The 24474-nt window shown below is 63.1% G+C and carries 27 protein-coding genes and 1 riboswitch; of the genes, 16 read left to right on the top strand and 11 right to left on the bottom strand.

All coding sequences use genetic code 11. The features are described from left to right. Positions 1 to 53: 53 nt before the first annotated feature. Together NKI41_RS26720 and NKI41_RS26715 are read right to left on the bottom strand one after the other, a co-directional pair. Complete coding sequence (locus tag NKI41_RS26720; RefSeq protein ID WP_352685803.1) at positions 54 to 1001, bottom strand: PfkB family carbohydrate kinase; 948 nt, start codon at positions 999 to 1001, stop codon at positions 54 to 56. 3 nt (positions 1002 to 1004) lie between these two features. Further along, entirely contained in the window at positions 1005 to 1805 is an 801-nt protein-coding gene (locus NKI41_RS26715; RefSeq protein ID WP_352685801.1) for a beta/alpha barrel domain-containing protein, read from the bottom strand. A gap of 161 nt (positions 1806 to 1966) precedes the next feature. Between NKI41_RS26715 and NKI41_RS26710 the strand changes: the two genes are divergently transcribed. From NKI41_RS26710 to NKI41_RS26700, 3 genes are all read left to right on the top strand, one after another. After that, on the top strand, positions 1967 to 2728 hold the full coding sequence (locus NKI41_RS26710) for a DeoR/GlpR family DNA-binding transcription regulator (RefSeq protein ID WP_352501408.1): 762 nt from the start codon (positions 1967 to 1969) through the stop codon (positions 2726 to 2728). A gap of 253 nt (positions 2729 to 2981) precedes the next feature. Then, a complete protein-coding gene (locus NKI41_RS26705; RefSeq protein WP_352685800.1) occupies positions 2982 to 4130 on the top strand; it encodes a Gfo/Idh/MocA family protein in 1149 nt (382 codons plus the stop codon). An 18-nt stretch (positions 4131 to 4148) separates the two neighbouring features. Next, entirely contained in the window at positions 4149 to 5135 is a 987-nt protein-coding gene (locus tag NKI41_RS26700) for an alpha/beta hydrolase (RefSeq protein WP_352685798.1), read from the top strand. On the opposite strand, the gene NKI41_RS26695 is transcribed toward NKI41_RS26700, so the two are convergent. After that, the gene (locus tag NKI41_RS26695; protein WP_352685832.1) at positions 5123 to 6145 is read right to left on the bottom strand and encodes a LacI family DNA-binding transcriptional regulator; all 1023 of its coding nucleotides are present in this window, start codon (positions 6143 to 6145) and stop codon (positions 5123 to 5125) included. The genes NKI41_RS26700 and NKI41_RS26695 overlap by 13 nt on opposite strands. 264 nt (positions 6146 to 6409) lie before the next feature. Between NKI41_RS26695 and NKI41_RS26690 the strand changes: the two genes are divergently transcribed. After that, complete coding sequence (locus tag NKI41_RS26690) at positions 6410 to 7360, top strand: sugar kinase (RefSeq protein WP_352501405.1); 951 nt, start codon at positions 6410 to 6412, stop codon at positions 7358 to 7360. Positions 7361 to 7368: 8 nt separating this feature from the next. Continuing rightward, entirely contained in the window at positions 7369 to 8658 is a 1290-nt protein-coding gene (locus NKI41_RS26685) for a D-tagatose-bisphosphate aldolase, class II, non-catalytic subunit (protein ID WP_352616385.1), read from the top strand. 942 nt (positions 8659 to 9600) lie between these two features. Here NKI41_RS26685 and NKI41_RS26680 read toward each other — a convergent pair. Genes NKI41_RS26680 through NKI41_RS26655 form a run of 6 tightly spaced genes read right to left on the bottom strand, consistent with a single transcriptional unit; the run spans position 9601 to position 14790 of the window. After that, positions 9601 to 10194, bottom strand: a complete 594-nt coding sequence (locus tag NKI41_RS26680; protein ID WP_352685796.1) for a HupE/UreJ family protein — start codon at positions 10192 to 10194, stop codon at positions 9601 to 9603. A gap of 47 nt (positions 10195 to 10241) precedes the next feature. Then, positions 10242 to 10781: a hypothetical protein gene (locus NKI41_RS26675; RefSeq protein ID WP_352474461.1), complete on the bottom strand. Its 540-nt coding sequence runs from the start codon at positions 10779 to 10781 to the stop codon at positions 10242 to 10244. Between the two features lie 2 nt (positions 10782 to 10783). Further along, positions 10784 to 11992, bottom strand: a complete 1209-nt coding sequence (locus NKI41_RS26670) for an agmatinase family protein (RefSeq protein ID WP_352542649.1) — start codon at positions 11990 to 11992, stop codon at positions 10784 to 10786. Positions 11993 to 12002: 10 nt separating this feature from the next. Continuing rightward, entirely contained in the window at positions 12003 to 12812 is an 810-nt protein-coding gene (locus tag NKI41_RS26665) for an ATP-binding cassette domain-containing protein (RefSeq protein WP_352685794.1), read from the bottom strand. Next, a complete protein-coding gene (locus NKI41_RS26660; RefSeq protein WP_352685830.1) occupies positions 12809 to 13687 on the bottom strand; it encodes an ABC transporter permease in 879 nt (292 codons plus the stop codon). The genes NKI41_RS26665 and NKI41_RS26660 overlap by 4 nt, the downstream gene beginning before the upstream one ends. A 38-nt stretch (positions 13688 to 13725) precedes the next feature. Beyond that, the gene (locus NKI41_RS26655) at positions 13726 to 14790 is read right to left on the bottom strand and encodes a putative urea ABC transporter substrate-binding protein (protein ID WP_352685792.1); all 1065 of its coding nucleotides are present in this window, start codon (positions 14788 to 14790) and stop codon (positions 13726 to 13728) included. A gap of 101 nt (positions 14791 to 14891) precedes the next feature. Beyond that, positions 14892 to 15007, bottom strand: a riboswitch (guanidine-I (ykkC/yxkD leader). A 381-nt stretch (positions 15008 to 15388) separates the two neighbouring features. On the opposite strand from NKI41_RS26655, the gene NKI41_RS26650 reads away from it, so the two are divergent. From NKI41_RS26650 to NKI41_RS26615, 8 genes are all read left to right on the top strand, one after another. Next, positions 15389 to 15781, top strand: a complete 393-nt coding sequence (locus NKI41_RS26650) for an NAD(P)-binding domain-containing protein (RefSeq protein ID WP_352685791.1) — start codon at positions 15389 to 15391, stop codon at positions 15779 to 15781. Beyond that, complete coding sequence (locus tag NKI41_RS26645) at positions 15774 to 16028, top strand: NAD(P)-binding domain-containing protein (RefSeq protein ID WP_352685789.1); 255 nt, start codon at positions 15774 to 15776, stop codon at positions 16026 to 16028. Before NKI41_RS26650 ends, NKI41_RS26645 begins: the two co-directional genes overlap by 8 nt. Further along, positions 16025 to 17524, top strand: coding sequence for an aldehyde dehydrogenase family protein (locus tag NKI41_RS26640; protein WP_352685788.1), 1500 nt, complete (start codon positions 16025 to 16027; stop codon positions 17522 to 17524). Before NKI41_RS26645 ends, NKI41_RS26640 begins: the two co-directional genes overlap by 4 nt. Continuing rightward, complete coding sequence (locus tag NKI41_RS26635; RefSeq protein ID WP_352685786.1) at positions 17455 to 18291, top strand: type 1 glutamine amidotransferase domain-containing protein; 837 nt, start codon at positions 17455 to 17457, stop codon at positions 18289 to 18291. The genes NKI41_RS26640 and NKI41_RS26635 overlap by 70 nt, the downstream gene beginning before the upstream one ends. A gap of 146 nt (positions 18292 to 18437) precedes the next feature. Beyond that, entirely contained in the window at positions 18438 to 18782 is a 345-nt protein-coding gene (locus NKI41_RS26630) for a hypothetical protein (protein WP_023679472.1), read from the top strand. 75 nt (positions 18783 to 18857) lie between these two features. Continuing rightward, entirely contained in the window at positions 18858 to 19652 is a 795-nt protein-coding gene (locus NKI41_RS26625; RefSeq protein ID WP_352685785.1) for a helix-turn-helix domain-containing protein, read from the top strand. 63 nt (positions 19653 to 19715) lie between these two features. Next, complete coding sequence (locus NKI41_RS26620; protein ID WP_352587523.1) at positions 19716 to 19907, top strand: YdeI/OmpD-associated family protein; 192 nt, start codon at positions 19716 to 19718, stop codon at positions 19905 to 19907. A gap of 185 nt (positions 19908 to 20092) precedes the next feature. After that, positions 20093 to 20893, top strand: coding sequence for an MBL fold metallo-hydrolase (locus NKI41_RS26615; RefSeq protein ID WP_352685783.1), 801 nt, complete (start codon positions 20093 to 20095; stop codon positions 20891 to 20893). A 168-nt stretch (positions 20894 to 21061) separates the two neighbouring features. Here the strand turns inward: NKI41_RS26615 and NKI41_RS26610 are convergent, their stop codons facing one another. Further along, complete coding sequence (locus NKI41_RS26610; RefSeq protein ID WP_352501394.1) at positions 21062 to 21931, bottom strand: LysR family transcriptional regulator; 870 nt, start codon at positions 21929 to 21931, stop codon at positions 21062 to 21064. A gap of 235 nt (positions 21932 to 22166) precedes the next feature. Between NKI41_RS26610 and NKI41_RS26605 the strand changes: the two genes are divergently transcribed. Both NKI41_RS26605 and NKI41_RS26600 read left to right on the top strand, forming a co-directional pair. Continuing rightward, a complete protein-coding gene (locus NKI41_RS26605) occupies positions 22167 to 22322 on the top strand; it encodes a YjiS-like domain-containing protein (protein WP_156937304.1) in 156 nt (51 codons plus the stop codon). Between the two features lie 10 nt (positions 22323 to 22332). Continuing rightward, the gene (locus tag NKI41_RS26600; RefSeq protein WP_352685782.1) at positions 22333 to 23316 is read left to right on the top strand and encodes an aldo/keto reductase; all 984 of its coding nucleotides are present in this window, start codon (positions 22333 to 22335) and stop codon (positions 23314 to 23316) included. A 159-nt stretch (positions 23317 to 23475) separates the two neighbouring features. Here NKI41_RS26600 and NKI41_RS26595 read toward each other — a convergent pair whose 3' ends face one another. Beyond that, positions 23476 to 24024 (bottom strand): hypothetical protein, encoded by a 549-nt coding sequence (locus NKI41_RS26595; RefSeq protein WP_352685780.1) that lies wholly within the window; start codon positions 24022 to 24024, stop codon positions 23476 to 23478. A gap of 22 nt (positions 24025 to 24046) precedes the next feature. Between NKI41_RS26595 and NKI41_RS26590 the strand changes: the two genes are divergently transcribed. Beyond that, the coding region (locus tag NKI41_RS26590; protein ID WP_352685778.1) for a hypothetical protein at positions 24047 to 24474 on the top strand (428 nt) is incomplete at its 3' end.

The raw sequence follows: 24474 nt of genomic DNA, 5'->3' as shown, positions 1-24474 counted from the left end.
AATTTTGCTCGGCTTATGTTCACCTGCGAAATGTTTCCTCGGATAGTTTCAGGCTATGTTCCAGTATCGACATACGCATTTTTCAGTTCGACTGCTGACGGCGCGTTCGTCGATGCCAGGAGTTCCGTGACCTGGTCGTCGGTCGGAAGCGCCTCGCGCCCGCCACGCCCCGTTATCGAGAGGGCCGCCGCCGCGGCCGCGAATGCCACCCGGCCTGCGGTGTCGGCTCCGCGCATCAACGCGTGGGCGTAGGCGCCATGAAAGCAGTCACCCGCGCCGGTCGAGTCGACGACCACAACCCGGTGCGGGGGCAGATGCCAGAGACCTGTCTCTTCACGCCCGCGATAGTACACGCCCCTGCCGCCATCGGTCAGAACCACGGCGGACCGCGACGGCGACCACAATGCATCGAGCATCTCGGCGGGCGATCGGCGCCCTGTGGCAGTCCGCGCAAAGCCGAGGGGAAGAATGAGATGGTCGCAGAGCGCGATCAGCCGCTCCGTGGCTGGGCCGCAGCTCCATTCGATATCGCCGAGGATAGCAAGGCCGAGATCGCGAGCGCGAGCCACGACATCCAGCGACCGGATCGCGTAGCTATCGATGATCAGGACAGTCGCGCGGCTGAGGACCTCGTCCGGGAAGTCCGACGCGGTGCCCAGCATCGCGTCGTCGTCATACGCGATGAACCGTTCCCCGTCCGAGCCGACGGTAATGTGCGAGCGCACCGGGCGCGCGTCCGGGTGGCGCGGCGCGAATTCGGTTTCAACACCGCTCGCAACGAGATCGCGCAGCACGGCGTCGTCAGCGGCGCTGCCCAGCCATCCGACGAACCCGGCGCTTCCGCCGAGCCGCGCGACGGCGGCTAGCGCCGTCGCGACATTTCCCCCGAAAGACCGGGCACTATGCAGAACCTTCCCCTTGCCCGCCGACAACGGCTGATCGACATAGACGATGTCGTCGATCGCAATAGCGCCGAAGCCGAGGATTGAAGGGAAGGGCATCGTTCAGGCACCCGCCTTCGCCAGGGCGTCTTGCGCCGAAAGGCCGTCATGGATGACGCCCCGAAAGGCAAGCGCAGCCTTCTCCGGATCGCCATGCCCCCAAAGATTGCGGCCTACCACGGCACCGCGTGCGCCGGCACGGATGGCGTCCGCCGTCTGCTTAAGCGCGCCGAGCAGCGTATCGGTTTTCGGACCACCCGCGATCACAACCGGCACGGGGCAGGTCCGGACGGTCTCTCGGAACGACTCGAAATCGCCCGTGTAGCCGATCTTGATGACGTCGACGCCGGACTCGTAGCCGATGCGCGCCGCATAGGCGATCTCGTCGGGGGTGAAGACGATTTTTGCTCCGTCGGTGAAATCGCGTGGGTAGATATGCGCCACCACAGGCATGCCGTAGCGCGCCGCCGCATTTACCGAATCGGTGAGCCAGCGTATGTATTTGCCCTCGGTCGCGCCGCGCACCGGAATGGCCACGGCCAACGCATCGGCCCCGGCGCGCACCGCATCCTCGGGCGTTGCGATCAACTCGCTGATGCGATCGTCCGGAGTGAAGCAGCCCGCCTGAATCACCAGGGAAGCCTTGCCCGCATATTGCGGCCACAGATGGCGCGCGGTGCCAGGCTGGATGCTGACGTAGTCGGGTTTGCCCGCCATGACGCGGGCAAGCGCACCCGGCAGGTCGGCAAGGCCGCCTTTGCGCACGTCGCCATAGCCGACGAAGTGGTCGACCGCGCCGCCAAAAAGGTTTCCCGATGGATGCGAGAAGAGGCGCGCAAGACGCACCTTGGTTCCTAGGCTCATGAGTTCAAAATTCCCCAATCGTTTGATTTCAAAATCCTGGACCCAGTGTTTCCGAAAGAAATAAGAAAAACAATCTTTCGAAAGCTTTCGAATTTGCGTATTTTTGCTAAGGTGAGCCGAGGCCAGAGCGGTTGCTTGGCGTAGGGAGGCAAGGCAGGGCAATGTTGTCGGAGCAGAGACGCCAATCGATCCTGGGTGAGGTGCAACGCAGCGGACAGGTTCGCACGAAGGACCTGTCAGACGGGTTTGGCGTGTCGGAAGTCACGGTGCGCTCCGACCTCGAGATACTGGACCGAAAGGGACTACTGACCAAGACCCGTGGAGGGGCGGTGACCCGTACCACCGATTCGACTACGGCCGCGTTCGCCCGGCGGATGCAAGCGAACCTCGACGCAAAGAAGCGCATCGCGCGGGCGGCGGTAGACCTCTTCGAGGACAACCAATCGGTCATCTTCGACGGCGGCTCGACATTGATGCAGCTTGCCATGCAGTTACCGCCGCTCAGCAATGTCGTGGTCGCGGCCACGGCCATGAATATCGTGCAGCACCTTATGCATCGTCCCGGGCTCGACGTTCATATGATCGGCGGCCGGGTCTATCCCGACACGGTGAGCACACTGATCACCGATGCCGATACGGCTCTCGGCGGCTTGGTAGCGCATCAGGTCTTTGTTGGAGCGCATGCGATAGACTCGTCACTGGATGTGGTCGACGTGAACGAAGACATGGCGCGAACGAAGCGAAACCTCGTTCGCATGGCCCGGCGCGTTGTCCTCCTCGCCGATTCGAGCAAATGGGGCGTCAGCGGGACCTCCAAGGCATTTTCGCTGTCGGCCGTCGATGTGGTGATCACCGACGATGGCCTGCCCGGTCCAATACGCAGCCAGCTTGATAGGATCAGGGCCAAGGTGATCTATGCCTGAACCCGTCTCGGTTCCTACCGCGACGGAAAGATCCAGTGCGCGCATGACCCACGGGATTCGCATCGGCCGTTGGCCGTTTTTCATGTCAGTCATGTTCTCCTCCTCAAGGCTGGCGGCCTCCAATGCTGCGCCAGCGTTTTCACATGCTCTATAAAAATTTTACGCGCGTCAATATTTAAAATGTTATATAGCGGCTTTCGACTATGAACCTTGCCGTAGCCAGGCCATGACCGCGTTAGAGGTACGATCTGAAATGCACAGAAAATCAAAGACAAAGCTCGGCGTCGGCGTCATCGGATGCGGCAACATCTCGATGACCTATTTGCGCAATGCGGCTCTGTTCGGCGGGGTAGAGCTCAGCGCCTGCGCCGACATTTCGGCCGATATGGCTGCGCTGCGCGCCAGGGAGTATGGCATCCGCGCACTCGGCGTCGACGCGCTGCTGGCCGACCCGGACATCGATCTTGTTCTCAATTTGACGATACCGGCAGCGCATTTCGACATTTCGCTTTCGGCGCTTTCGGCGGGAAAGCACGTCTTTACCGAAAAGCCTTTGGCGACATCGGCCGCCGACGGCCGCCGGCTGGTCGAAGAGGCGAGGGCGCGCGGGTTGCAGCTCGGCTCGGCTCCCGACACCTTCCTCGGCGCTGCCGGACGGCGGGCGCGCCGGCTGATGGATGAGGGTGCGATCGGCCGCGCTGTGACCGGCACCGCCTTCATGATGGGGCGCGGCATGGAGCACTGGCATCCCAATCCGCAATTCTATTATCAGCCAGGCGGCGGCCCGGTCTTCGACATGGGCCCTTACTACCTGACGATGCTGGTCAACCTGCTCGGCCCGGTCGAGCGCGTCATGGCGATGGCGACGCGCGGCCAGGAGGAACGGCTGATATCAGCCGAAGGTCCTTACAAGAACACCAGCTTCAAGGTCGGCACGCCGACCACCATCCTGTCCCTGCTGGAGTTCCGCTCTGGCGCCACCATCACCTTCGGCGCGTCCTGGGACGTGTTCAAGCACTCCAACCATCCGATCGAACTGCACGGCACTGAAGGCTCGCTGCGATTGCCCGATCCCGACACATTCGGCGGCACAGTTTCGCTCTCGGCGCGCGGCGACGACTGGGCCGATTTCGCCAGCGAGGCCGAACTCTACGGTGCGCGCAACTGGCCCTATGTCGCACCCGACCGCGCCAACTACCGCATGCTAGGCGTCGCCGATCTTGCGCGGGCGCTGGCCGATGGGCGCAAGCCCCGCGCCTCCGGCGATCTGGCGCTGCATGTTCTGGAGATCATGGAGGCGATCCTGGCTTCGGGCGAAAGCCGCGGCTCAATTGCCGTCAATGGGACCGTCGACCAGCCGCCGCTGCTCGGCGAGGACGAGGCGGCAGGTCTGCTTGCCTGACGGGGAGGGAGATCCATGATGACATCGCCTTCAGCGCCGTCCCTGTCCCCACTCGACCCGGAAGCCCGGCATGTGCTCGAGCTCGGCCGGCAGGCCGACGCCTTGCCATTCGAGACCGGTACACCGCAACAGGCACGCCGTGCCTACGAAGAAGGCCTTCCGGACCAGCAGGGTGAGCGCGAGCCGGTGGCTTCGGTCACTGAGCGCGCCATCCTTGGACCCGGCGGTTCGCTGACGCTCAGGATCTATCGCGGGCAGGACGCGCCTGATGCAACCGCCCCGGCGCTGCTTTACCTGCATGGCGGCGGCTGGGTGATCGGCAATCTCGATTCCCATGACGAGATCTGCCGCTGGTTCGCCAATATGGCGGCTTGCGTCGTCGTTTCGCCCGCCTACCGGCTGGCGCCGGAGCACAAATTCCCAGCCGCGGTCGAGGATTGCCGCGCCGTGCTCTCCTTCATGCAAGAGGCACTTGGCGATCTCGGCATCGACGCTCGGCGCATTGCCGTTGCCGGTGACAGCGCCGGCGGCAATCTCGCCACGGTGCTTAGTCTTCTCGCGCGGGGCGATCCTATTCCGTTGACCGCGCAGCTGCTGTTCTATCCCAACACTGATGCCGCGCAGACGGCGGACAGCTATCGCCGCTTCGCCGAAGGTTTTGGCCTGACCGCCTCGACCATGGCCTGGTTTCGCGATCACTATGTCCGCTATGCCGCCGACATCGACGACTGGCGCGCCTCGCCACTCAGGGCGGAGAGCCTCGCCGGCGCGGCGCCAGCCTTCGTCGCCATCGCCGGTCACGACATCCTCGCTGATGAAGGCGAGGCCTACGCCGGGCGTCTGCAAGATGACGGTGTGCCGGTCGTGCTGCGGCGTTGGCCAGGCCAGATCCATGGTTTTGTTTCCATGGGCCGCCATGGCACGGCAGCGCGACAGGCCGTTGGCGCTGCGGTCGCCGCATGGCGCGGCTTCGATTCGGCTTTTGGGAAAGATCAGGCCGACTGACGCATCACCAGCGTCGCATCGAGACTGACTTTGGGTGCGACCGCCGTATCGTCCTCCTCAAGCACCGCCAGCAGCATCTCGACGCTGCGCCCGGCCATCGAGGCGAAGTCCTGCGCCATGGTGGTGAGACCGGGGCAGGTGTAGCGGCTGAGTGGATGATCGTCATGGGCGGCTACCCGCAGGTCGCAATCGCCCTTGCGGCCGATCTTGAGTCCGCGCGCATAGGCGGCGGCCATCACGCCAAAGGCCAAGCGGTCGTTGTTGCACAGGATGGTCTTTCCCGCCAGGCCGCCATTGTCGAGCATCGTTTCCGTCTGCTCGTAGCCGATCCGTTCGAAATCCCAAGTGTAGTCCTCGGTGTTGCCGATGACGACCGGCTCATGCCCGAGCCGCTTCATCGAGGCGACATAGCTCTCCAGCCGTTCCGGCGAGTTGTGGTTGACATGCGGGATGTCGAAATAGACCGGGGCGCCGCCGGACCGGCAAAGATAATCGACGATCGTCGAGACGCTCTGTGCGTTGTTGTTGCCGACGAACGGCGTCCGGCCTTCGAGATAGGTGTCGAAATAGACGACCGGGATCGCCTGCGTCAGCTTTTCCAGCGTGCGGTGGTCCGAGCGCACGCCGAGCGGTGCGATCAGCGCGCCGGAGACTTTCAGCGACAGGATCGTTCGCGTTGCCTCCACTTCGAGTTCGCGCGAGCCGTGCGAGGAGATCACGATCGGCCAGTAGCCCTCGTCGCGCAGCCTGAGTTCTATGCGGCTGACCATCTCCGAATAGAAGGGATCGGCTACCGTCGGCACCATGATGCCGATGCTGCGGGTACGCTTGCGGTTGAGGTTGCGCGCGAACAAATTGGGCTGGTAGTCGGACGAGCGCAGCGCTTCCTCGATGCGCTTTCGCGTCGCCGGCTTGACGCTGGTCGGATCGTCGAAATATTTCGACAAGGTCGGCCTGGAGACGCCACAGGAGCGGGCGAAATCCTCCATCGTCTTGTGCTTCATCGCCAGCGATTCCCCGCCTTCCGGAAACCTCGTTCCTTGTGCTGTCCGGCACCTACTTACGGTGCGCCGGCGTGCAACCGCAAGGCAAAATTTTACAGAAAACCGTAGCTGTTTTAACGCGTATAATAAAATTATTCCACGCGTAAATTTATTAATTGGCGCAAAAAGTGCAAGCCGTATTGACTCTGGATGTCGGTTGCCGCCAGGCACAATTGTGCGCGACTGAAGTCCGCAGTCGGACTGGAGCGAAACGCCGGGAGGAATTCCGCGATGAAGAAGCTGGTCTCAGCCGGCGAGATCCTCGTCGAGATCATGGCCGAGCGTATCGGCCAGAGCTTTCTCGAACCGGGCCCGCTGCTGGGGCCTTATCCGTCCGGCGCGCCCGCCATCTTCATCGGCCAGGCCGCAGCGCTCGGCCAACCCGCCGGCCTGATCGGCGCGGTCGGCGAGGACGATTTCGGCCAGTTGAACATCGAGCGGCTGCGGACCCTGGGAGCTGACGTGTCGGCGATCGCGGTTCACAAGGGCCACGCGACGGGCACCGCCTTCGTCACCTACCGGGCGGATGGCAGCCGGCACTTTGTCTTCAACATCCGCAACAGCGCCGCCGGCCTGGTCGGGATCGATGCCGCTGCGACAAGCATGCTGGCCGGCGCCGACCATGTCCATATCATGGGCTCGTCACTGTTCTCCGACCGCGCCACCGATGTCGCGTTGTCGGCGATCCAAACGGTGAAGGCCAAGGGCGGGACGGTGTCCTTCGACCCCAACATTCGCCGCGAGATCATGCAGGCCTCCGGCATGCGCGAAGCGCTCGACCAAGTGCTCAAGCAAACCGATGTCTTCCTGCCGAGCGGCAACGAACTGTTCCTGTTTTCGTCGGCCGGCGACGAAAAGGGCGCGGTCGACGACCTCCTGCAGCGCGGCGTTTCCTGCGTCGTCCTCAAGAAGGGCGCCGACGGCGCCGCCTTCCACGACCGTCACGGCACGGTGGCCTTGCCGGGCTTTGCCATCAACGAGGTCGATCCGACCGGCGCCGGTGACTGTTTCGGCGCTGCCTTCGTCTCATTCTGGCTTCGTGGTGCGGCACCCGCCCAGGCGCTCAGGATCGCCAATGCGTGTGGCGCGCTAGCCGTTACTCGCAAGGGGCCGATGGAAGGTATCTTTCCGCTGGCCGAGGTTGAGGCTTTCGCAACCACCGCCGGGAAGGGCCAGCCGTGAGGGCCGCGATGCAGAGATTTGCCAGCATCGCGGTGAAGCGCGCCGCGGGTGAGAAAGGCGGCATCGCCTCGATCTGTTCGGCGCATCCGCTGGTGATCGAGGCCGCGCTCCGCCACGGCGCGTCGCGCGGTTCCGATGTGCTGATCGAGGCGACCTGCAACCAGGTCAATCACGAGGGCGGCTACACCGGCATGACGCCCGCCGGCTTCCGCAGCTTCGTCGAGGGCCATGCGCAAAGGGCCGGCTTTCCGCTCGATCGCCTGATCCTCGGCGGCGACCATCTCGGTCCCAATCCGTGGAAGCATCTTCCTTCCGCCGAGGCGATGACGAAGGCGAAGGCGATGATCGACGCCTACGCCGGCGCCGGCTTCACCAAGCTGCATCTCGACACCAGCATGGCTTGCGCCGACGATCCAGCCGCGCTTGCCGACGAGACCATCGCGGCACGCGCCGCCGCGCTTGCGGCCGTCGCCGAGGCGGCGGTCGAACGCATTGGCGGCGAGAAACCGGTCTACATCATCGGCACCGAAGTTCCGGTGCCGGGCGGCGCGCTCGAAGCGCTCGATCATATGCATGTCACCGAACCCGATGACGCCCTGCGCACCGTCGAGATCCACCGACAGGCATTTTCGCGCGCCGGCCTCGATGCTGCCTTTGCGCGTGCGGTCGGCGTCGTCGTCCAGCCGGGCGTCGAATTCGGTAATGCCGAGATCATCGCCTACGCGCCGCGGAAGGCGACGCAGCTGGTCGCCGTGCTCGGGCGCATGCCGCAATTCGTCTTCGAGGCGCATTCGACCGACTACCAGCCAAACGAGGCCCTTGGGGCTCTGGTGCGCGACGGCTTCGCCATCCTCAAGGTTGGACCCTGGCTCACCTTCGCGCTGCGCGAGGCGTTGTACGGGCTGAGCCACATCGCCGACGTGCTTGCGCCAGACCCGTCTCGTGAAAGCCTACCGGCGGCGATGGAGCGCGTCATGCTTGCCTCGCCGGACAATTGGCAGAAATACTATCCGGGTACGCCGGACGAGCAGCGCGTGCAGCGGCACTTCTCCTTCAGCGACCGCATCCGTTACTACTGGCCGACGCCCGACGCACAGCACGCGGCACAGACGCTGCTGGATTTTCTGGGCGACAGGGACATTCCCCGCCCTTTGATCAGCCAGTATCTGGGGCAACTCGATGCCGAGGTTGCGGCAGGTCGGATCGAGCCCGTCGCGTATGACCTGCTGATTGGCAGCATCACCCGTGTCCTCGATTCCTATGGGCGTGCGACGTTACAGCAGCGCGGATCGTCCTAGATTCGCCGTTGCAGGGCCGAGCCGCGCCGGAGGACGCGCGTGATCTAAGATGTGCGCTCAGCCGACACACGCGGAGGCTATGCCGGACCTTCGAAGTTGGGCTGCTGTTGGACTAATATAAGCAGGGCACGGCCAATTCGATGGTGAGAGCATCGCGGAACCATACGGAACGATACGGGAATACTTCTGATTTTGGCCCACGAAAAACCCAATCAAATTGACGTTTCTAGCACATCCTCCGGGCCCACCATTATCGTTATCTTTCAATGATTTAGAGGCATTGTTGCACTTGGCTAGCCAAGTCAAGGCAGGCGAACCGCCGTCCATAGCGTTTGATTTTATTGACTTATGGTGGGCCTCTGGAGGCCGCAGATGTGTTGCCAACCGCCGGTGGAGTGTCAGGATCGTTTATCAAGTGCTTGAACGACGCCGGCACGGTGTTCGGAATAGAAAGCCGCGCATAGTCCCCTACGCAATCGACCTCGAATTACTGTCTGGATGCTACATCGGCCATCGCCGCACCCCAGGCGATCTCGTAGCCCATGCGTGAGAAGCCGAATTCGCGATCGAATGTGTTCGGCGCTTTGACACGCCAGTTCTTCATGACCTCGCCCGGGAGGCCGCCAGCAGCGGTGACGACCAAGTCACGCTCGCCGGCGCGGAGTTCACGACGGCGATCATTTGGCGTAGCTGGGAACAGGCCGGCTACGTCAGGCAAGACCGTCCGGCTGCAGCTAGGAAGTTAATCGCAACCCACGGCGGACGGCTCCGTACGCGCGCGCGGCGTACGGCAAGCTGCTAGCCTCAATCTCCGGATGAGATCAGAGTCGCTCAGACCGGGTCTTCAGGATCTGGTACAGCACGTTTCGGATGCGCTGCCCAACGGTTAGCCGGTTGATCACGCCTTCGCCTCCTGTTCATCGCAGATGAATGGGCTGCGGTTCAGATGATCTGTGCCGCCAGCGCCACGCCGACCAACGACGTGCCGACCCCTGCCGTGCGGATGGCTCGCGGCCAGCGCCGAAGTGTTAGGGCGGCTAACGCGCCGGTCGCGTGAAGAGCCGAAGTAGCGACCACGAAGCCGACCGCATAAGCGATGCCGCTGGCCGTCTCGGGAATTTCGAGGCCATGGGCATTGCCGTGGAAGAGGGCGAAGAGAGCAGTCAGCGAGGCGGCCACAGCGAGCGGAAGCGGCTTGGCAAGCGCCATCATGGCGCCGAAGACCACCAGCGATAGCGTTATGCCGGTTTCCAGTGAGGGCAGGCCGATGCCGGCGATACCGAGCAGGGCGCCAGCGAGCATCGCCGAGACAAAGCACGACGGCACGATGATGATCCCCTTGCCGCCGGCGCGAGCGGCAATGATGCCTACAGCCATCATGGCAAGCAGGTGGTCCATACCGGTCAGCGGGTGCTGAATGCCGTCTACAAACCCGTGGGCATGAAAACCGCCGCTATGGGCGAAGGCCAATGAGGGGATGAGGGTTGTGGCGGCTGCCAGGGCGAGTCTACCGAAGAATGAAAGCGTTCTGTTCATGGTTCTGGACCTGTTTGATAGGGGTGCGATCGGTTCAAGGCCGGTGCTCATTGTCCGGCCCCTGGCATGGTGAATTGTGCGGCGCCGGACCTGTCGGCCAGAAGTCGGGCCTCGCCGAAGTCAAGGGGCGTTTGTGCCTTGCCGTTATGGTAGACGAAGGCCAGGCGGCGCCGGCGCGACGTCAGTTTCGCGGGCAGCGGGTGATAGGTGACGCCGGCGCCGCCAATCAGCGGCATGACGGCGCCGACATCGACCATGTCCTGCGTCTCGACGCGCAGAAGATGCAGCCGCACGCCGTCGGCGGTCTCGCCGACGAACGGAATCCCGGCGAGGCGCAGGAAACTGGACGGGTCGGGCGCCCGCGAAAACCCTTCGAGAAACGCGATCTCGACGAGATCGAGATCGGTCGCCCGCGCGTCGGCGGGTTCGGGCGCATGGTCGTGCGGTAGATGCGGTGTCTGCCATTGCAACGGCTTGCCGGCCGGCCCGTTGTGGCCGACGGGGTGGGGATGGTGATGATGACCGTTCGGCCCGTGATGGTGACCGTCGCCATGATCATGGCTGTGGTGGTGATGATCATCGTGCATGGTCAAAAGCTCGTCGGCTTGTCGATGATGGATTTGTGTTTGCCGAGATTGCCGTGCGCGACCATCGAGCCGAGCGCCTCGACGACAACCCGCACGCCAAACAGCGCCGTGATGTCTGACGTGTCGTAGGGCGGCGACACCTCGACCACTTCCAGTCCGCAGATGCCGGGCGCCGACACTAGCCCGAGCAGCTTCAGTGCCTCGCGCGGCAGGAAGCCACCGGGCTCCGGCCAGCCCGTACCCGGCACGAAACCGCAATCGATGCTGTCGACATCGAAGGAGATGTATACGGCGTCGGTGTCCTTCCATGCGATCTCGAGCGCGATCTCGGCCGCCTTCTCCAGCCCCATCTGTTCGATATCGGAGATCGTCAGCACGTTGGTTCCGCGCTTTCTCGCCTCGGCCACGCCGTAGCGGGGCACCTGCCAGCCGCCGATACCGAGCTGCACCAGATTGGTGGCCGAGACGTTCGGCAGGTTGGTCGCCCAATACCAGGGCGTCGTGTGCATACGTTCGTCGAGATCCTTTTCCTGGATGTCGATGTGGCGGTCGAAATGGATGATGCCGATTCGCTTGGAGGTCACGTCGGCGATGCCGCGCACGCACGGAAACCCGATCGAATGGTCGCCGCCGAGCATGATCGGCAGCGCGCCGGACGAGGCGACATGGCTGACGCCCTTGGTGATCTGGTCGAAGCTCTTTTCGAGATTGGCGGGGATGGTGAAGACGTCGCCGGCGTCGCAAAGCGTCATCTGCTCGCGCAGGTCGACACCGAGCTCGTAATTGTAAGGCGTGTAGAGCGCCGAGATGCGGCGCATGCCTTGCGGCCCGAAGCGGGTTCCGGGCCGGTAAGTGGTGCCGCTGTCGAAAGGAATGCCCATGACGGCAGCGTCATATCTGCCGACATCGCGGACGTTCTCGACATAGGGCGCCTTGAGGAAGGTGTTGATGCCGGCGAAGTGCGGCAACTCGCCTCGCGCGAATGTCGGGATCGACTTGTCGATGATCGAATCCGATCCGGGCAGGCCCATGTCGAGTGCCCATTTCTGTTCCTTGCGCCAGCCGTCCTCGGGCAGCTTTCCTTCCGCCTCGATAGACTTCCAGCCCTGCATGTCGCGGATCTCGAAGTTCGGATGGTGGAAGCGTTGGCGTGGCTGGTGGTCGGTGAGCCCGGCGCGACGATGCCGGCGTTCTGGACTATCTCTGTGCATGAAACCTCCTTCACGACGCCGTCGTCGCGATTGCGCTATCCAGTCGGGTCGTCCCGACCATCGCGGCCACTTCGGCCACGTCTCGTGCGGAAGCCCGGTGCTTGCGGTCGAGCTTCAGATCGTAGGTGATCGTCGCGCCATAGGCGGACGGGAACTGGGGGTCATGGCGCACCTTGTCGAAGACCAGCACGCGGGTGCCGAGCTTGAATGCCTCGCCGATATCGTGGGTGACCATGACCACGGTCATGCCGTGCTCGGTCCAGAGCTCGGTGAGCAGCTCATGCATCTCGATGCGAATACCGGGATCGAGTGCGCCGAAGGGCTCGTCGAGAAGCAGGATCTGCGGCCGGCCGAGCAAGGTCTGCGCGATCGCCAGCCGCTGCTGCATGCCGCCAGAAAGCATGGCCGGATAGAGGTCGCGCGCATGGCCAAGCCCGACCCGTTCCAGCATGGTTTCGGCTTCTTGCCTGGCGCTTTTGCGCCTGGCGCCGAAGACGCGGCCGAACGGTCCGCCCGAACGGAAGTCCTCGACCAGCAGCAAGTTCTGCAGCGCGGTGAGATGCGGAAACACGGAATAGCGCTGGAAGACGATGCCGCGCTGCGGCGTCGGCTCCGGCACGATCGGCTGGTCGCCGACGACGACCAGGCCGCCACTTTGCTGTTCCTGGCCAAGCAGGATGCGCAGGAACGTCGATTTTCCACAACCGCTGGCGCCAACCAGCGACAGGAATTCACCCGCTTCGGCGAAGACATTGACCCGTTCCAGTACGCGGGCGTCGCCGTAGCTCTTCTCCAGCCCATGGACGAGGATCCGGCTCATCTGGTCCGCACCGGATGCGCCCAGGGCGAGATGATGTGAGAGAGCCGCACGAGTAGCCAGTCGGTCATCACCGCAAGCAGCGTGATCCAGGCGACGTAAGGCAGGATGACGTCCATCGACAGGTAGCGACGAACGAGGAAGATGCGGTAGCCGAGCCCCTCGGTGGAGGCGATGGCTTCTGCCGCGATCAGGAACAGCCAGGCCGGCCCAAGCGCCAGCCGTACGCAAGTGATGAGGCGCGGCATGACCTGTGGCAGCACCAGCCTGAGCACCATGGTCCAGCTGTTGCCGCCGAGCGTCTGTGCCTTGGCGACGAGCTCCGGCGGCAATTCCATCACCCGGTTGGCGATGTCGCGCACCATGACCGGTGCGACGCCGAGAGCGATCAAGGTGATCTTGGCCGTTTCGCCGAGGCCGAGCGCAATGAACAGGATCGGCAGCAGCGCCAGTGGCGGGATGACGCAGACAACTGTGACCAAGGGCAGCAGAAAGGCCCTGACGCGCGGGATGATACCTATGGCGACGCCGAGGCTGAGCGCCACCAGCGTGGCCATGCCGACTCCGGCGAACAGCCTGATCAGGCTGGCATAGGTGTCGGCCCACAGGATCAGGTCGCCGGAGCGCTTGTCCGGCACTGTCGCTAGGTCTGAAAATGCCGACCACATCTGTGCAGGGGAGGGCAGCAGCTTGTCGCTGGGATTGACCGCCAGCCTTTGCGACGAAGCGAAGAGATAGGCGATTGCCACGGCGGCAAACGGCAGCGTCCCAAGCAGCAACGCTCCGCCGCGCGAGACCGTCACGTTGATGAGGCGAAGCCGCGCTTTCGGCCTGCTACGTTGCAGGCGCGCGACTTCGGGGCCTGCCGCGGCCTGCATGATGCCGGTTCCTCTGGCTAGCATGTCGCGCTCCCGCGTCAGAGCGTTCCGCCCGCCGCCTCTGCCATAAAGGCCGGATCGAAGCGCAGCTTGACGTTGTTGACATCGCCCAGCGTCGAGCCATCGGGAAAGCTCATGCCGATCACGTCGACGCTCGGCGCGTTGGTACCAAGAATGCCGTGGCTGAACAGGAAGTTGCGCACCAGATCCATGGTCTTCGGCAGTTCGGCGCCGTTGGTGAATGCGACCGCCTTGGCCGGCTCGAAGAACATCGCCGTTGATGCAAGCTGAGCGTCGAAACCGGCAAGATCCGTCCCCGACGCCTTGGCCATCTCTTCCTTGGCCGCCTTGCCTTCGGGCGTGCCCGACGTCATCAGCGCCATGGCTTCATACCATGCACCGACAAGCGCCTTGCCCAAGGCCGGATTGTCCTTCAGCGTCGCGGTGTTGACGACCATCATGTCGATGATCTCGCCGGGGATCTCAGTCGAATCGAATACCTTGTGGGCGCCCGGCATGGCAGCGATTTCCGAGACTAGCGGATTCCAGGTGACGACGGAGGTGACGTCGCTGGTGCCGTAGGCAGCGACCATGTCGGCATCGGAGGTGTTCACCACCGTAATGTCCTTTTCGGCCAACCCCACCGTCTCCAGTGCGCGCGCAAGTAGGTAATGTGAGACGGAAAGCTCGACGAGATTGACCTTCTGGCCGGCAATATCCTTGAGCGTGGTCTTGTTCTTGAGGATGACCGCGTCGTTGCCGTTGGAGAAATCGCCGACGATCAAGGCCGTCGTGTCGACACCGCCGCCGGCCGGGATCGAAAGCGCATCCATGTTGGTCATCGAACAGCCGTCAAAGCCGCCGGCCGTGTACTGATTGATGCTTTCGACATAGTCATTGATGCGGGTGATCTCGACATTGATGCCGTATTTATCGGCCCACTTCTTCATGATGCCGCTATCGGAAAGATAGCCCCACGGCATCCAGCTGACGTAGATCGACCAGCAAATCTTGAAGTCTTTCTTGGGCGCCGCTTGCGCGGCTGAGATGAAGGGGAGGCTGAGTGATGCGGCTAGGATGATTGTGGCCAGTTTGCGAAGCATTACATACCCCTGTTTGCGATCCGGATTGCGTCCGAACGTCTGTTGGGGGGTTCACGGAGCGCGCATCCGGGAGAGGTTCGCGCCAGCAAACCCGTGCAGGGTTCTCCCGGGATTTTGGCCCGCCGTGTTCCGCCAGATGCCTCAATGCATCTCAAGCGGTCGCGTCTCTTGGACCAGCACCGTGATCGACACGGCCGGAACCCTAGACGCTCTGCACGTGAATAACGAAGCAAGGGGCGTGCCAGTCCGGAAAGCCGTCCTGAGGCGGCCTTTCCCCGGATTTGCAGGCAATCGCGTTATGCTGATGCCACAAAAGTCATCGCAACGCCGACGGATTAGGCAAGGAAAATCTAGCGTCAACCAATATGAGCAGGCTTGTGCCCTGGGGACCTCCGCTGATCGCACCCTGCTCTATGGTCGCCGACACATACATGCCCAATAGGGACACGTTCGGGAAGGGCGTGAGCGCGCGGCGGATCCGGATGCCAATTGGCGCCGACCCATGTGACGAGTGCGCCCGATCGTGCAAGGGCAATTCGTGAAATAAGCGCGACTGCAATGATGCTAGGCAAGCCCGATCGCGTGTCGGGAGGCAGTTGTGAAAGTTGCGATCATCGGACCAGGCTCGCTCGGGAAGGCCTTGGCGAAATGTCTTGGCCTCGCCGGGTACGAAATTCGCCTCAGCTTCAGTCGTGACGAAGGCAAGTTGCGCGCAATCGCGGCAACCCTCCGTGTTGGCTTCGGTGCCCCTGACGAAGTAGCGAGATGGGCCGACGTAATTGCCCTGGCGACGCCATGGCCGGCTCTCGAGCTGGCGATGGACGCGCTTGGCGATTTGTCGGGCAAGATCGTCTGGGACAATACCAATGCAATCGCGCCTGACCTTTCCACGATGCTGCTAGGCACTACTACGTCTGTAGGCGAGGAGGTTCAGAGGCGCGCGGGGCGCCCTTGTCGTCAAGTGCATTCCGACCTTTGCCGAATTGCTTGACAGGGATGATCCGCGTCTCAACGGCGATCCGGTGACGAGCTATGTCGCCGGCAATGACGCAGATGCCAAGGCGGCGGTTTGCCGGCTTCTCGCCGATCTGCCGACAATGCCGGTCGATGTCGGCGATCTCACGGCCTCGCGCCTGATCGAGCCGATGATGCTGCTATTGGTCCAGCTCGCCTATCGGCGCGGGATGGGGCCGACAATTTCCTTCAATCTCATTCGACAGGACGGAACCGGTTCATGACTGATTATCTACCCGCGCGGCGCAAGGCGATTCCAGTAGGACGTCTGCTGATCGATGGCCAATGGCGCGATGCCGTCAGCGGCGAGACTTCGACGACTTTTGATCCGACCACGGAGGCGGCGATCACCGATATTGCGAAGGCGGACGTCACCGACACGAGCGATGCCGTCGCGGCCGCGCAGCGGGCTTTCGAGCAAGGACCCTGGGCGCGGATGCATCATGAGGAGCGCACCAAGATCCTGTTTCGCATCGCCGATCTAATGGACGAGCGGGCCGAGGATTTCGCGGTGCGCGAGGCGATGGATATGGGTATGCCCTATCGCGATTTCCGCGATATCATCATGCCGCACTGCTCAGGACTGTTCCGCTTTCATGGCGGGCTCGCCATGAGCGCGATGGACGGCGCCTATCGTACCAGCTACGAACCAAATATCAGGATCCTGACGCGGCGCGAGCCGCTCGGCGTGGTCGCTGCGATCACCCCGTTCAATTTTCCCCTCGCGCTGTCCTGTTCGAAAATCGCGCCGGCACTCGCGGCGGGTAACACGGTCGTTCACAAGCCTGCGACCGACACGCCCCTGACGGCCCTCGCCTTGGCGCAAGTGATCCTCGACGCGGGCGTGCCGCCAGGCGTCTACAATCTCGTCACCGGCCCGGGCGCCACCATCGGCGACGCGCTGGTCAACGATGCCCGCGTCGACAAGATCGCCTTTACCGGGTCGACCACCGTCGGCCAGGGCATCATGCGCAACGGTGCCGGGACGATGAAACACCTGACCATGGAGCTCGGCGGCAAGAGTCCCAATATCGTTTTCGCCGATGCTGATATCGATGTCGCGATACAGGCAGCCTTCTGGGGCATCTTCTGGAACAAGGGCGAAGTCTGCGTCGCCGGATCGCGCCTGCTGGTTGAACGCGCCTGCTATGACGAGGCCGTCGAGAAGCTGAGCGCCATGGCGAAGTCGGCGACACTCGGCGATCCGCTGGACCCTGCGACGATGATCGGGCCGATCGCATCGCGGGGCGAGTATGACAAGGTCTTGAGCTATGTCGAAGAGGGCAAGCGCACCGCGCGACTGGCCGCGGGCGGCGGCACCCGCCAGGTCAACGGCAAGGGCCTCTTCATCGAGCCGACCATCTTCGCCGATGCGACCAACGACCTAAGGATATCGCGCGAAGAGATTTTCGGTCCTGTCCTGCCGGTGATTCCATTCGACAGCGAGGAGGACGCGATCCGGATCGCCAACGATACGAGCTACGGGCTCGCCTCGGGCATCCAGACCAGCGATCTCGGCCGCGCCTTGCGGCTCGCCGACCGGATCAAGGCAGGCACGATCTGGCTGAACTGCTGGCACAAGTACCATCCTAATGCGCCGTTCGGAGGTTTCAAGATGAGCGGCTATGGCCGCGAGCAGGGCCGCGAGGCATGGGAAAGCTACACCCAATACAAGACGATTTGGGCGAATCTTGGCGAACCAGTCGAGATGGCGCGATGAGCGTGCGCGATTCCAACCCACTCGACCCGCGGCATCCTAAACGCGTCGCGATGGTCCTTTCAAACCCGGCTGTATCGATCACCACCGGCTGGCCTGTCGGGTTTTGGTGGAGCGAGTTGACCCATCCCTGGCTCGCCTTCACCGACCGCGGATACGAAGTCGCGATCTTCTCGCCTGAGGGCGGCAAATGCGAGGCGGATGCATTGAGCGACCCGCGCGATCCGTCCGGCTATTCGGATACGGATCTGATCTCGCTCGGTTTCCTGTCGACGCCGAAACTGGCGGCGCTGGTGGAGACGACCCGGCCCATCGCAGAGCTGTCGGTCGACGCGTTCGACGCGATCGTCGTCGCTGGCGGCCAGGCGCCGATGTTCACCTTCGAAGGCGCAACTGAGCTGCAGCGGCTGTTCGTCAACTTTTTCGCGGCCGGCAAGGTCGCGGCCGCCTTGTGTCATGGCGTCGCGCTGCTGCGCTACGCGCGCCTCTTAACCGGCGAGCTGCTGGCCAAAGGGCGCACTGTTACGGGGTTCGCCAATGTCGAGGAGGACTTCGCCGACAATGCCGTCTGGGAGATGGGCGCGCTGCCGCACGGTACGCATCTGATGCCATGGCGGATCGAGGATGAGATGCGTGCGCTCGGCGCGAACTATATTCAGGCCGGGCTGTGGCGCGATTTTGCGGTGCGCGATGGCAATTTGATCACCGGCCAGCAGAACTTCTCCGGAGCGGCGACCGCCCGTCTTGTCATCGAGGCGCTCGGTGGCTGAGGACCAAAGACCGCTCCTGTCGGTGAAGTTCGGGAGACAAACTCGCCGTCAGGGCGGGCGATGCCAAACGACATCGGCCCAATAGGATCCGGGGTCCGTCCAAGAACTCCACCTCAAACAACCACTATCAGCAGCGAGGATGAACCATGGCCGTAGTGACGACACTTGATATTGCCGGCCTGACGGCCGAAGATTATAGCCGCATCCTCGATCGGATCGGCGTGGAGAAACGGCCCGCTGGCGGCATCTACCAGCACATCGCGCATGCCACAGACGATGGTTATCGCATCATCGAGATATGGGACGACAAGGCAGGCCTGGAGCTCTTCTTGCAGGACACATTGTTTCCCGCCGCACAGGAACTGCAAGTTCAGCGTGAAATGACCATTATGACCCAGACACTGCACAACATCTTTGTGCCCCGGATTGGTGAACTGACTGCCCTGGCAAATGATGCGCCTGGTGGACCAGTCAAACGGGCAAAAGTGTAGGCATCAAGGATCGAGGATGCGGCGATCGATCATCGAAGTCCTGGAGGAACTTGCGTCCGGACGCCCGGTACAACGATGGTGACCGCGGCAAGTGCAAAGAGGTTGTTCTTTCCTGCCGGCGACTATCGCCATGCGCCGGCCGGAGTCGTTCAGCTGCGTGTGATTCGCAGCGGTTCATCCTATGCAGAGATCGATCTTGGCCGCGGGCTGCGGCGCGTCTTCACCCGCCCCGGCGACCTGCTGCTCAGTCTTCCCGAGCGTGCCACGCGGTTCAAGATCGAGGAGCCGCGAGAGCTGACGATGATCACCGTTGACTCCGCGCTGGCGTCAAGGCTCCTGGTATCCGCAGGCGGGACCCCCGAGGACCTGGTAATCCTGACCGATCGACCGATACGCGATTCGCTGGTGGCCGAGTTGTGCCGACGCCTCGAAGGCGACCCGCCAGTCAACCCGATCGTCCGCGAATGGACGCTGGGCCTGGTTTTCGCGAACCTGCTCCGTCTCGGGCATGCACGCCAGCGGCAGCAGAAGTCTCCGGTCCTAACCTCGCAGCGGTTCGACCGGGTCCTCGCTGCGATTGACGGCGATCTGGAAAAGGGGGTGTCGATCGACCATCTTGCCGGAATCGCGGGAATACCACGACGCGCCTTCACCGCCGCCTTTCGCGAGGCGACGCAATTGCCGGTACATCAATTCATTTTACGCCGCCGCGTTGATCGCGCGGTCGAGCTTTTGGAAAATAGCAATCTGCCGCTGGCCGAGATTGCTCAGCACGCGGGTTTCACTCACCAGGCCCATATGAATCGCGTCGTGACCCGATTGAAAGGGCTGTCGCCAGGCCGGCTGCGGTCTCGCAGGCGCGACGGCTGACTTGTGATCTATTCCAGCATCGAATGGCGGAGATGTGAGTTGCTGAAACGTCCGTTGGCTAAGATGCCCGACAGTTTGCGTGCAGAGCTCGAGGCCGCAAATCTGATAACTGCTTTCGAGCAACGGCCTCCCTATCAGCGCAATGATTACTTGCATTGGATCGAGCGCGCCCGTCACCCGGAAACACGCCGAAAGCGCATAAATCAGATGATTGACGAGCTTACGAAGGGAGGAATCTACATGGGAATGCAATAAGAGTTGGCATCGCCGCGAAGCTACCAGATCCGTCAACGATCATCTTCCGATCCGTGGCCTATCGAGATCGGGTGCTTTCCGCATTGATCTTCATCGATTTCCCCACGTTTTTGCGCAGAGGATGCAGAGAGCCAAATAGTGACAATCGAACCTATCCTCCATTTTCGTTTGCGGCAGGTGGCCATATGATCGTGACATCGCAAACTAATAACGTGCTCGGCAGCACGTCGGGAAGGTGGCGCGTCTGGTCGCTCTCGGACGGTTACATCGAGATGCCGGCGGACCTTCTGCGGGACCCGCAGGATAATCCGGTGCCGCAAGCTGCGTTGGCAGGGGCGCTTCGCCTGTCTGTCAATTGCTTCGCCCTCGCAGGTCCAGGCGTTGACGGCGTTCTGATCGACAGCGGAGGAGGGGGCTGGGCCCCGACAGTGGGGCGTCTTGAGCAGGCCATGGCGGAAGCCAAGATCGACCCGGCTTCGATCACGGTCTTGGCGCTCACCCACGCCCATCAGGATCATGTGCACGGACTTTTGACCCCCGACGGCCGAGTGCTCTTTCCAAACTTGAAGGCGATCGTAATTCCCGAAGCGGCTGTGCAGAGCTTTTTCGCTTACGCGCACCTTGCGCAGTTCCGGCCCCTGCTGAAGGCTGTCCAGAATGGCGACCACGTGGGTGAGCGATTGAGGGCGGTCGCCTTGCCCGGTCATGCTGCCGGTCATACCGGCTACACGTTCGACACGGACGAGGACCGTTTCCTATTCTTCGGGGACATCGTTCATGTGCCGGCCTTGCAGTTCGGCACTCCCGCGTTCAGTTGGGGCTATGACGACGATCAGCTGACCGCGCGCGCAACCCGCCTAAAGGTTTTCAGTGACGCGGCCGAGGGGGGACGTGGATCGCCGGCGGGCACCTTGGCTGGCCGGGCATCGGTCGCGTGGTGCGTAAGGGCGAAGCATACGGCTATGAGCCGGCAGGAGGACGAGTGACCGGATAGGCGGCCCCGTGCTGGTCGGTTTATACCGCTCTCTTCGCCCAAGGCAAGGATCTCGACGAGCAGCGCGCCGCACTCCGGCGTCCTCAACGGCGGCGGTACCATCGTCCGGCCCACCAAAATATCTGATTCTTGATCCACTGGCGGCCGATCTGCCTGAGGCTTACCGGATCGGCGTCTCGCCGCGAAACAGCGGCTGGTGCGCCCGCATCAAGGCGGCAATCCGGTCGGCGACTTTCCGTACCGGCGGGGAGTGACGTTCCTCGTGATGGGTGACGATCCATTGGTCGGTTTCAAGTTCGGGGATAGGCTGAGCAACGCGAACCAGCCGCGGATCGCCGTCACCGACGAAGCACGGAAAGACCGAAAGGCCGGCGCCGGCGGCCACCAGTTCGCGCACCGAATGGGTGTTGTTGCCGCGTACGGCGATGCGGTCGCCGTGATGGGCTTGCAGCCAGCGCGCCGAGGCAATGTTTGCGCCTTCGCCGGTGACGCCGACGAACAATCCGGCGGCGATGCCATTGATCAGGTGACGTCCGGAATAAATGGCGTGGGCGACCTTGCCGCTCTGACGGCCGGCCAGCCACTGCTCGGTCGGGCGCTCGCTGCGGATGCCGATGTCGGCGGCACGGCGGCCGATGTCGACCCGGTCGGTAGTGGTGACAAGCTCTACCCTTATGCCGTCATCGACCGTCCAGATCTCGCCGATATGGGCGGAAACGAAGGCCGAGGTCCATGGCCCGGCCGAGACGCGGACAATGCGGTCGGGCAGGTTTCCCTCGCGCCAGCGGGTCAGCGACTGCATTGCCGCCTCGACGTCTTCGGCGCGCCGCAGCAGTTCCTCGCCGACCGGGGTCAGCCGGTAGCCGGTCTGCTGGCGCACGAATAGAGGTTCGCCGATCTGCTTTTCGAGCGCGGTGACGCGTCGTCCAAGGGTGGCTGCGCTGAGGCGCGTGGTTCCCGTCGCTGCGCTCAAGCCACCCAGCCGCGCAACGTCGAGAAACAACCTCAGATCGTCCCAGCCGATATCCATTTTGCAGAAATGAAAAACTCCTTGCGACCGTGGCTGTAGCGCAAAGCGGGCATCGTGCGCAAGTATGCAGGCATTGGAGGCGTTGGACAATCCTGCCTGGCCGGACAGGGACAAGCGCCTCGGCTGGCCAAGAAGCGAACTGAACCCTTTCGATCGCGCATGCGATTGGCGCAGAGGTTTTGCGCTTCCGACCAACCCAGGCGCGCAGGCATTCTGCGTACCAAAGGAGACGATCATGTTGGATGAACTTCGATACCGTTTCGCCCGCTGGATTGCCTATCGCCAGACGCTTGCGAGCTTGAGGCAGGCCCGGGACAGCACACTGGCGGATGCCGGCATTTCTCGCGAAGAGATCCGCGAGCGTGCCCGCCACGCCAGCTTGCGCCGTTGAGGAGCCGGGCATGCAGATGATGATGCTTTGGGATGGCCGCTCGGTACCGCGCCTCGGCATCGGCACCTGGGCGGCGGGTGGCCCCGCGCGTTGGCGTGACACGGCGACAATCTATGGCGAGGTCGACGATATCAGGTCGCAAGCCGCGCTGGCGATGGCTTATGAGATCGGCGCGCGGGTGTTCGACACGGCTGCCGCCTACGGCGCCGGCAATGCCGAACTGATCCTCGGGCGGGCGTTGAGGGGTAAGGACGAAGCCGTCATCGTCACCAAGGTCGGCTATTTCGGCGATCCCGAAACGCGTAAGATCGCACCCGGGGATGCCTCTGCCGCGGCAATCCGGACATCGATCGACAATTCGCGGCAGCGCCTGCAGCGGGATTGTATCGACGTCGTGCTGCTACATATCAACGAGTATCCGATCGAGCGCGCCGGCGAGGTGTTCGATACGCTCGGCCTGTTGCGCCAGGAGGGCAAGATCGGCGGCTTCGGCTGGAGCACCGATCACCGCGAACGGCTTGCCGCCTACGCGACGCGCGAGGGGTTCGTCGCCGTAGAGAACGACTTCAATGTGTTTACCCCGGCGAACGAGCTGATGGCCGTTGCGGCGCGCGAGAACCTCGTCTCGTTCAGCCGGCTGCCGCTGGCAATGGGGCTGCTCACCGGCAAATACACGCCGGCCATGCGGCTGCCCACCAACGATGTGCGCGGCGGGAATGCCGAATGGATGGTGTTTTTCAGGGATGGAGCCGCCAACCCGGACTATCTGTCAAGGCTCTCGGCAATCCGCGACCTGCTCACCTCGGGCGGACGCACGCTTGCGCAAGGCGCGCTCGGCTGGATACTCGCCAAGTCGGCAATCGCCCTGCCGGTTCCCGGCTTCACGCGGCCCGAGCAGGTCGAGGACAATCTCGGTGCGCTGGAGAAAGGGCCGCTGCCGGCAACGGTGATGGCCGAGATCGACACAGTGCTGAAAATTGCCGAGACTTCGTAGGGTGTGGTGAATCCGGAATTCGCATTGGCGATAATACGACCAACTTCGATCCCTCTGCTGTCTGCCGATATCGCATTTTTCTCAGTCAAGCTTCCGTGGCGCAATTGAACACGGACGGAGCGGCGGACACGCTCGAGTTGAAGGTCCGCCGCTCCGGTTTCAGATCAAGGAGTGATGCTGCAACGGGAGATGGGTAGCGAGCTGCGCTTGAGCTGCGCCGCCGACCGCGTCGCTGTCGAGAGAGAGCGACCCGGTTGAGCTGTCAAAGATGATGTGGTGGGAACCGTCATCTGTGGCCGTAACAGCAGGGGACGTATGCAATGAAAGCCCTCCCGACTTGAGGTCGGCAAGCGCGGAGTGGTCGAGCTGGACTTTGTCCTGAAGCTTGCTGAAGTCGAAGGCATCGTTGCCGTGACCGGATGTCAGGTCGGCGACGGCGCTCTTGTGGACACCGGCGCCGGCATTTTCGTTGCCCTGGAGCAGTTGGGCGAACCCGTGGCCGGTCAGGCTGGTTGCCGTTTTCTCGGATGGGCTGCTGGTCGCGGCAAGCTCCGAGCCGGACGAAAGCGCGGGGCTCAACGCGGCCAGCACCCGGTCAACGCTGCTGCCTCCCTTGTCGCCGGCAGTATCATGGCTGGTGTCGTTGCTGCCGAACAGATCGGTCAGAGCGTGAAAACCGCCGCGGTCGGAGGGGGAAGCGGCGGTCACAGTCGAACTGCCATCGCTTGCGATGGGGTGCGAAGGCGCCGTCGCGGTCGAGCTGCCATCGCTGGTGCTATCGCCGGTGGAAGGGGCGGTCGCAGTCGAGCTGCCATCGCTCGTGGTGGCGCCGGCGGCGGTCGCAGTCGAACTGCCATCGCTGGTGCTATCGCCGGTGGCGGCATGGGAAGGGGCGGTCGCAGTCGAGCTGCCATCGCTCGTGGTGGCGCTGGCGGCGGCGGTCGCAGTCGAACTGCCATCGCTTGCGATGAGGTGCGAAGGCGCCGTCGCGGTCGAGCTGCCATCGCTGGTGCTATCGCCGGTGGCGGCATGGGAAGGGACGGCAGTCGAGCTGCCATCGCTCGTGGTGGCGCCGGCGGCGGTCGCAGTCGAACTGCCATCGCTTGCGATGAGGTGCGAAGGCGCCGTCGCGGTCGAGCTGCCATCGCTGGTGCTATC

Source organism: Mesorhizobium sp. M0601, from assembly GCF_040320845.1.
GTDB lineage: Bacteria > Pseudomonadota > Alphaproteobacteria > Rhizobiales > Rhizobiaceae > Mesorhizobium.
This window is presented reverse-complemented; position numbering and strand designations above follow the sequence as displayed.

Bases quoted from the DNA above. Each gene is read 5' to 3' on its own strand.
- NKI41_RS26630 (WP_023679472.1), top strand. From the start codon at position 18,438: ATGGCCGTAGTGACGACACTTGATATTGCCGGCCTGACGGCCGAAGAT.
- NKI41_RS26640 (WP_352685788.1), top strand. From the start codon at position 16,025: ATGACTGATTATCTACCCGCGCGGCGCAAGGCGATTCCAGTAGGACGT.
- NKI41_RS26665 (WP_352685794.1), bottom strand. From the start codon at position 12,812: ATGAGCCGGATCCTCGTCCATGGGCTGGAGAAGAGCTACGGCGACGCC.
- NKI41_RS26615 (WP_352685783.1), top strand. From the start codon at position 20,093: ATGATCGTGACATCGCAAACTAATAACGTGCTCGGCAGCACGTCGGGA.
- NKI41_RS26705 (WP_352685800.1), top strand. From the start codon at position 2,982: ATGCACAGAAAATCAAAGACAAAGCTCGGCGTCGGCGTCATCGGATGC.
- NKI41_RS26610 (WP_352501394.1), bottom strand. From the start codon at position 21,931: ATGGATATCGGCTGGGACGATCTGAGGTTGTTTCTCGACGTTGCGCGG.
- NKI41_RS26655 (WP_352685792.1), bottom strand. From the start codon at position 14,790: ATGCTTCGCAAACTGGCCACAATCATCCTAGCCGCATCACTCAGCCTC.
- NKI41_RS26605 (WP_156937304.1), top strand. From the start codon at position 22,167: ATGTTGGATGAACTTCGATACCGTTTCGCCCGCTGGATTGCCTATCGC.
- NKI41_RS26690 (WP_352501405.1), top strand. From the start codon at position 6,410: ATGAAGAAGCTGGTCTCAGCCGGCGAGATCCTCGTCGAGATCATGGCC.
- NKI41_RS26620 (WP_352587523.1), top strand. From the start codon at position 19,716: ATGCCCGACAGTTTGCGTGCAGAGCTCGAGGCCGCAAATCTGATAACT.
- NKI41_RS26660 (WP_352685830.1), bottom strand. From the start codon at position 13,687: ATGCAGGCCGCGGCAGGCCCCGAAGTCGCGCGCCTGCAACGTAGCAGG.
- NKI41_RS26700 (WP_352685798.1), top strand. From the start codon at position 4,149: ATGACATCGCCTTCAGCGCCGTCCCTGTCCCCACTCGACCCGGAAGCC.
- NKI41_RS26715 (WP_352685801.1), bottom strand. From the start codon at position 1,805: ATGAGCCTAGGAACCAAGGTGCGTCTTGCGCGCCTCTTCTCGCATCCA.
- NKI41_RS26670 (WP_352542649.1), bottom strand. From the start codon at position 11,992: ATGCACAGAGATAGTCCAGAACGCCGGCATCGTCGCGCCGGGCTCACC.
- NKI41_RS26625 (WP_352685785.1), top strand. From the start codon at position 18,858: ATGGTGACCGCGGCAAGTGCAAAGAGGTTGTTCTTTCCTGCCGGCGAC.
- NKI41_RS26685 (WP_352616385.1), top strand. From the start codon at position 7,369: ATGCAGAGATTTGCCAGCATCGCGGTGAAGCGCGCCGCGGGTGAGAAA.
- NKI41_RS26600 (WP_352685782.1), top strand. From the start codon at position 22,333: ATGCAGATGATGATGCTTTGGGATGGCCGCTCGGTACCGCGCCTCGGC.
- NKI41_RS26635 (WP_352685786.1), top strand. From the start codon at position 17,455: ATGGGAAAGCTACACCCAATACAAGACGATTTGGGCGAATCTTGGCGA.
- NKI41_RS26680 (WP_352685796.1), bottom strand. From the start codon at position 10,194: ATGAACAGAACGCTTTCATTCTTCGGTAGACTCGCCCTGGCAGCCGCC.
- NKI41_RS26710 (WP_352501408.1), top strand. From the start codon at position 1,967: ATGTTGTCGGAGCAGAGACGCCAATCGATCCTGGGTGAGGTGCAACGC.
- NKI41_RS26675 (WP_352474461.1), bottom strand. From the start codon at position 10,781: ATGCACGATGATCATCACCACCACAGCCATGATCATGGCGACGGTCAC.
- NKI41_RS26720 (WP_352685803.1), bottom strand. From the start codon at position 1,001: ATGCCCTTCCCTTCAATCCTCGGCTTCGGCGCTATTGCGATCGACGAC.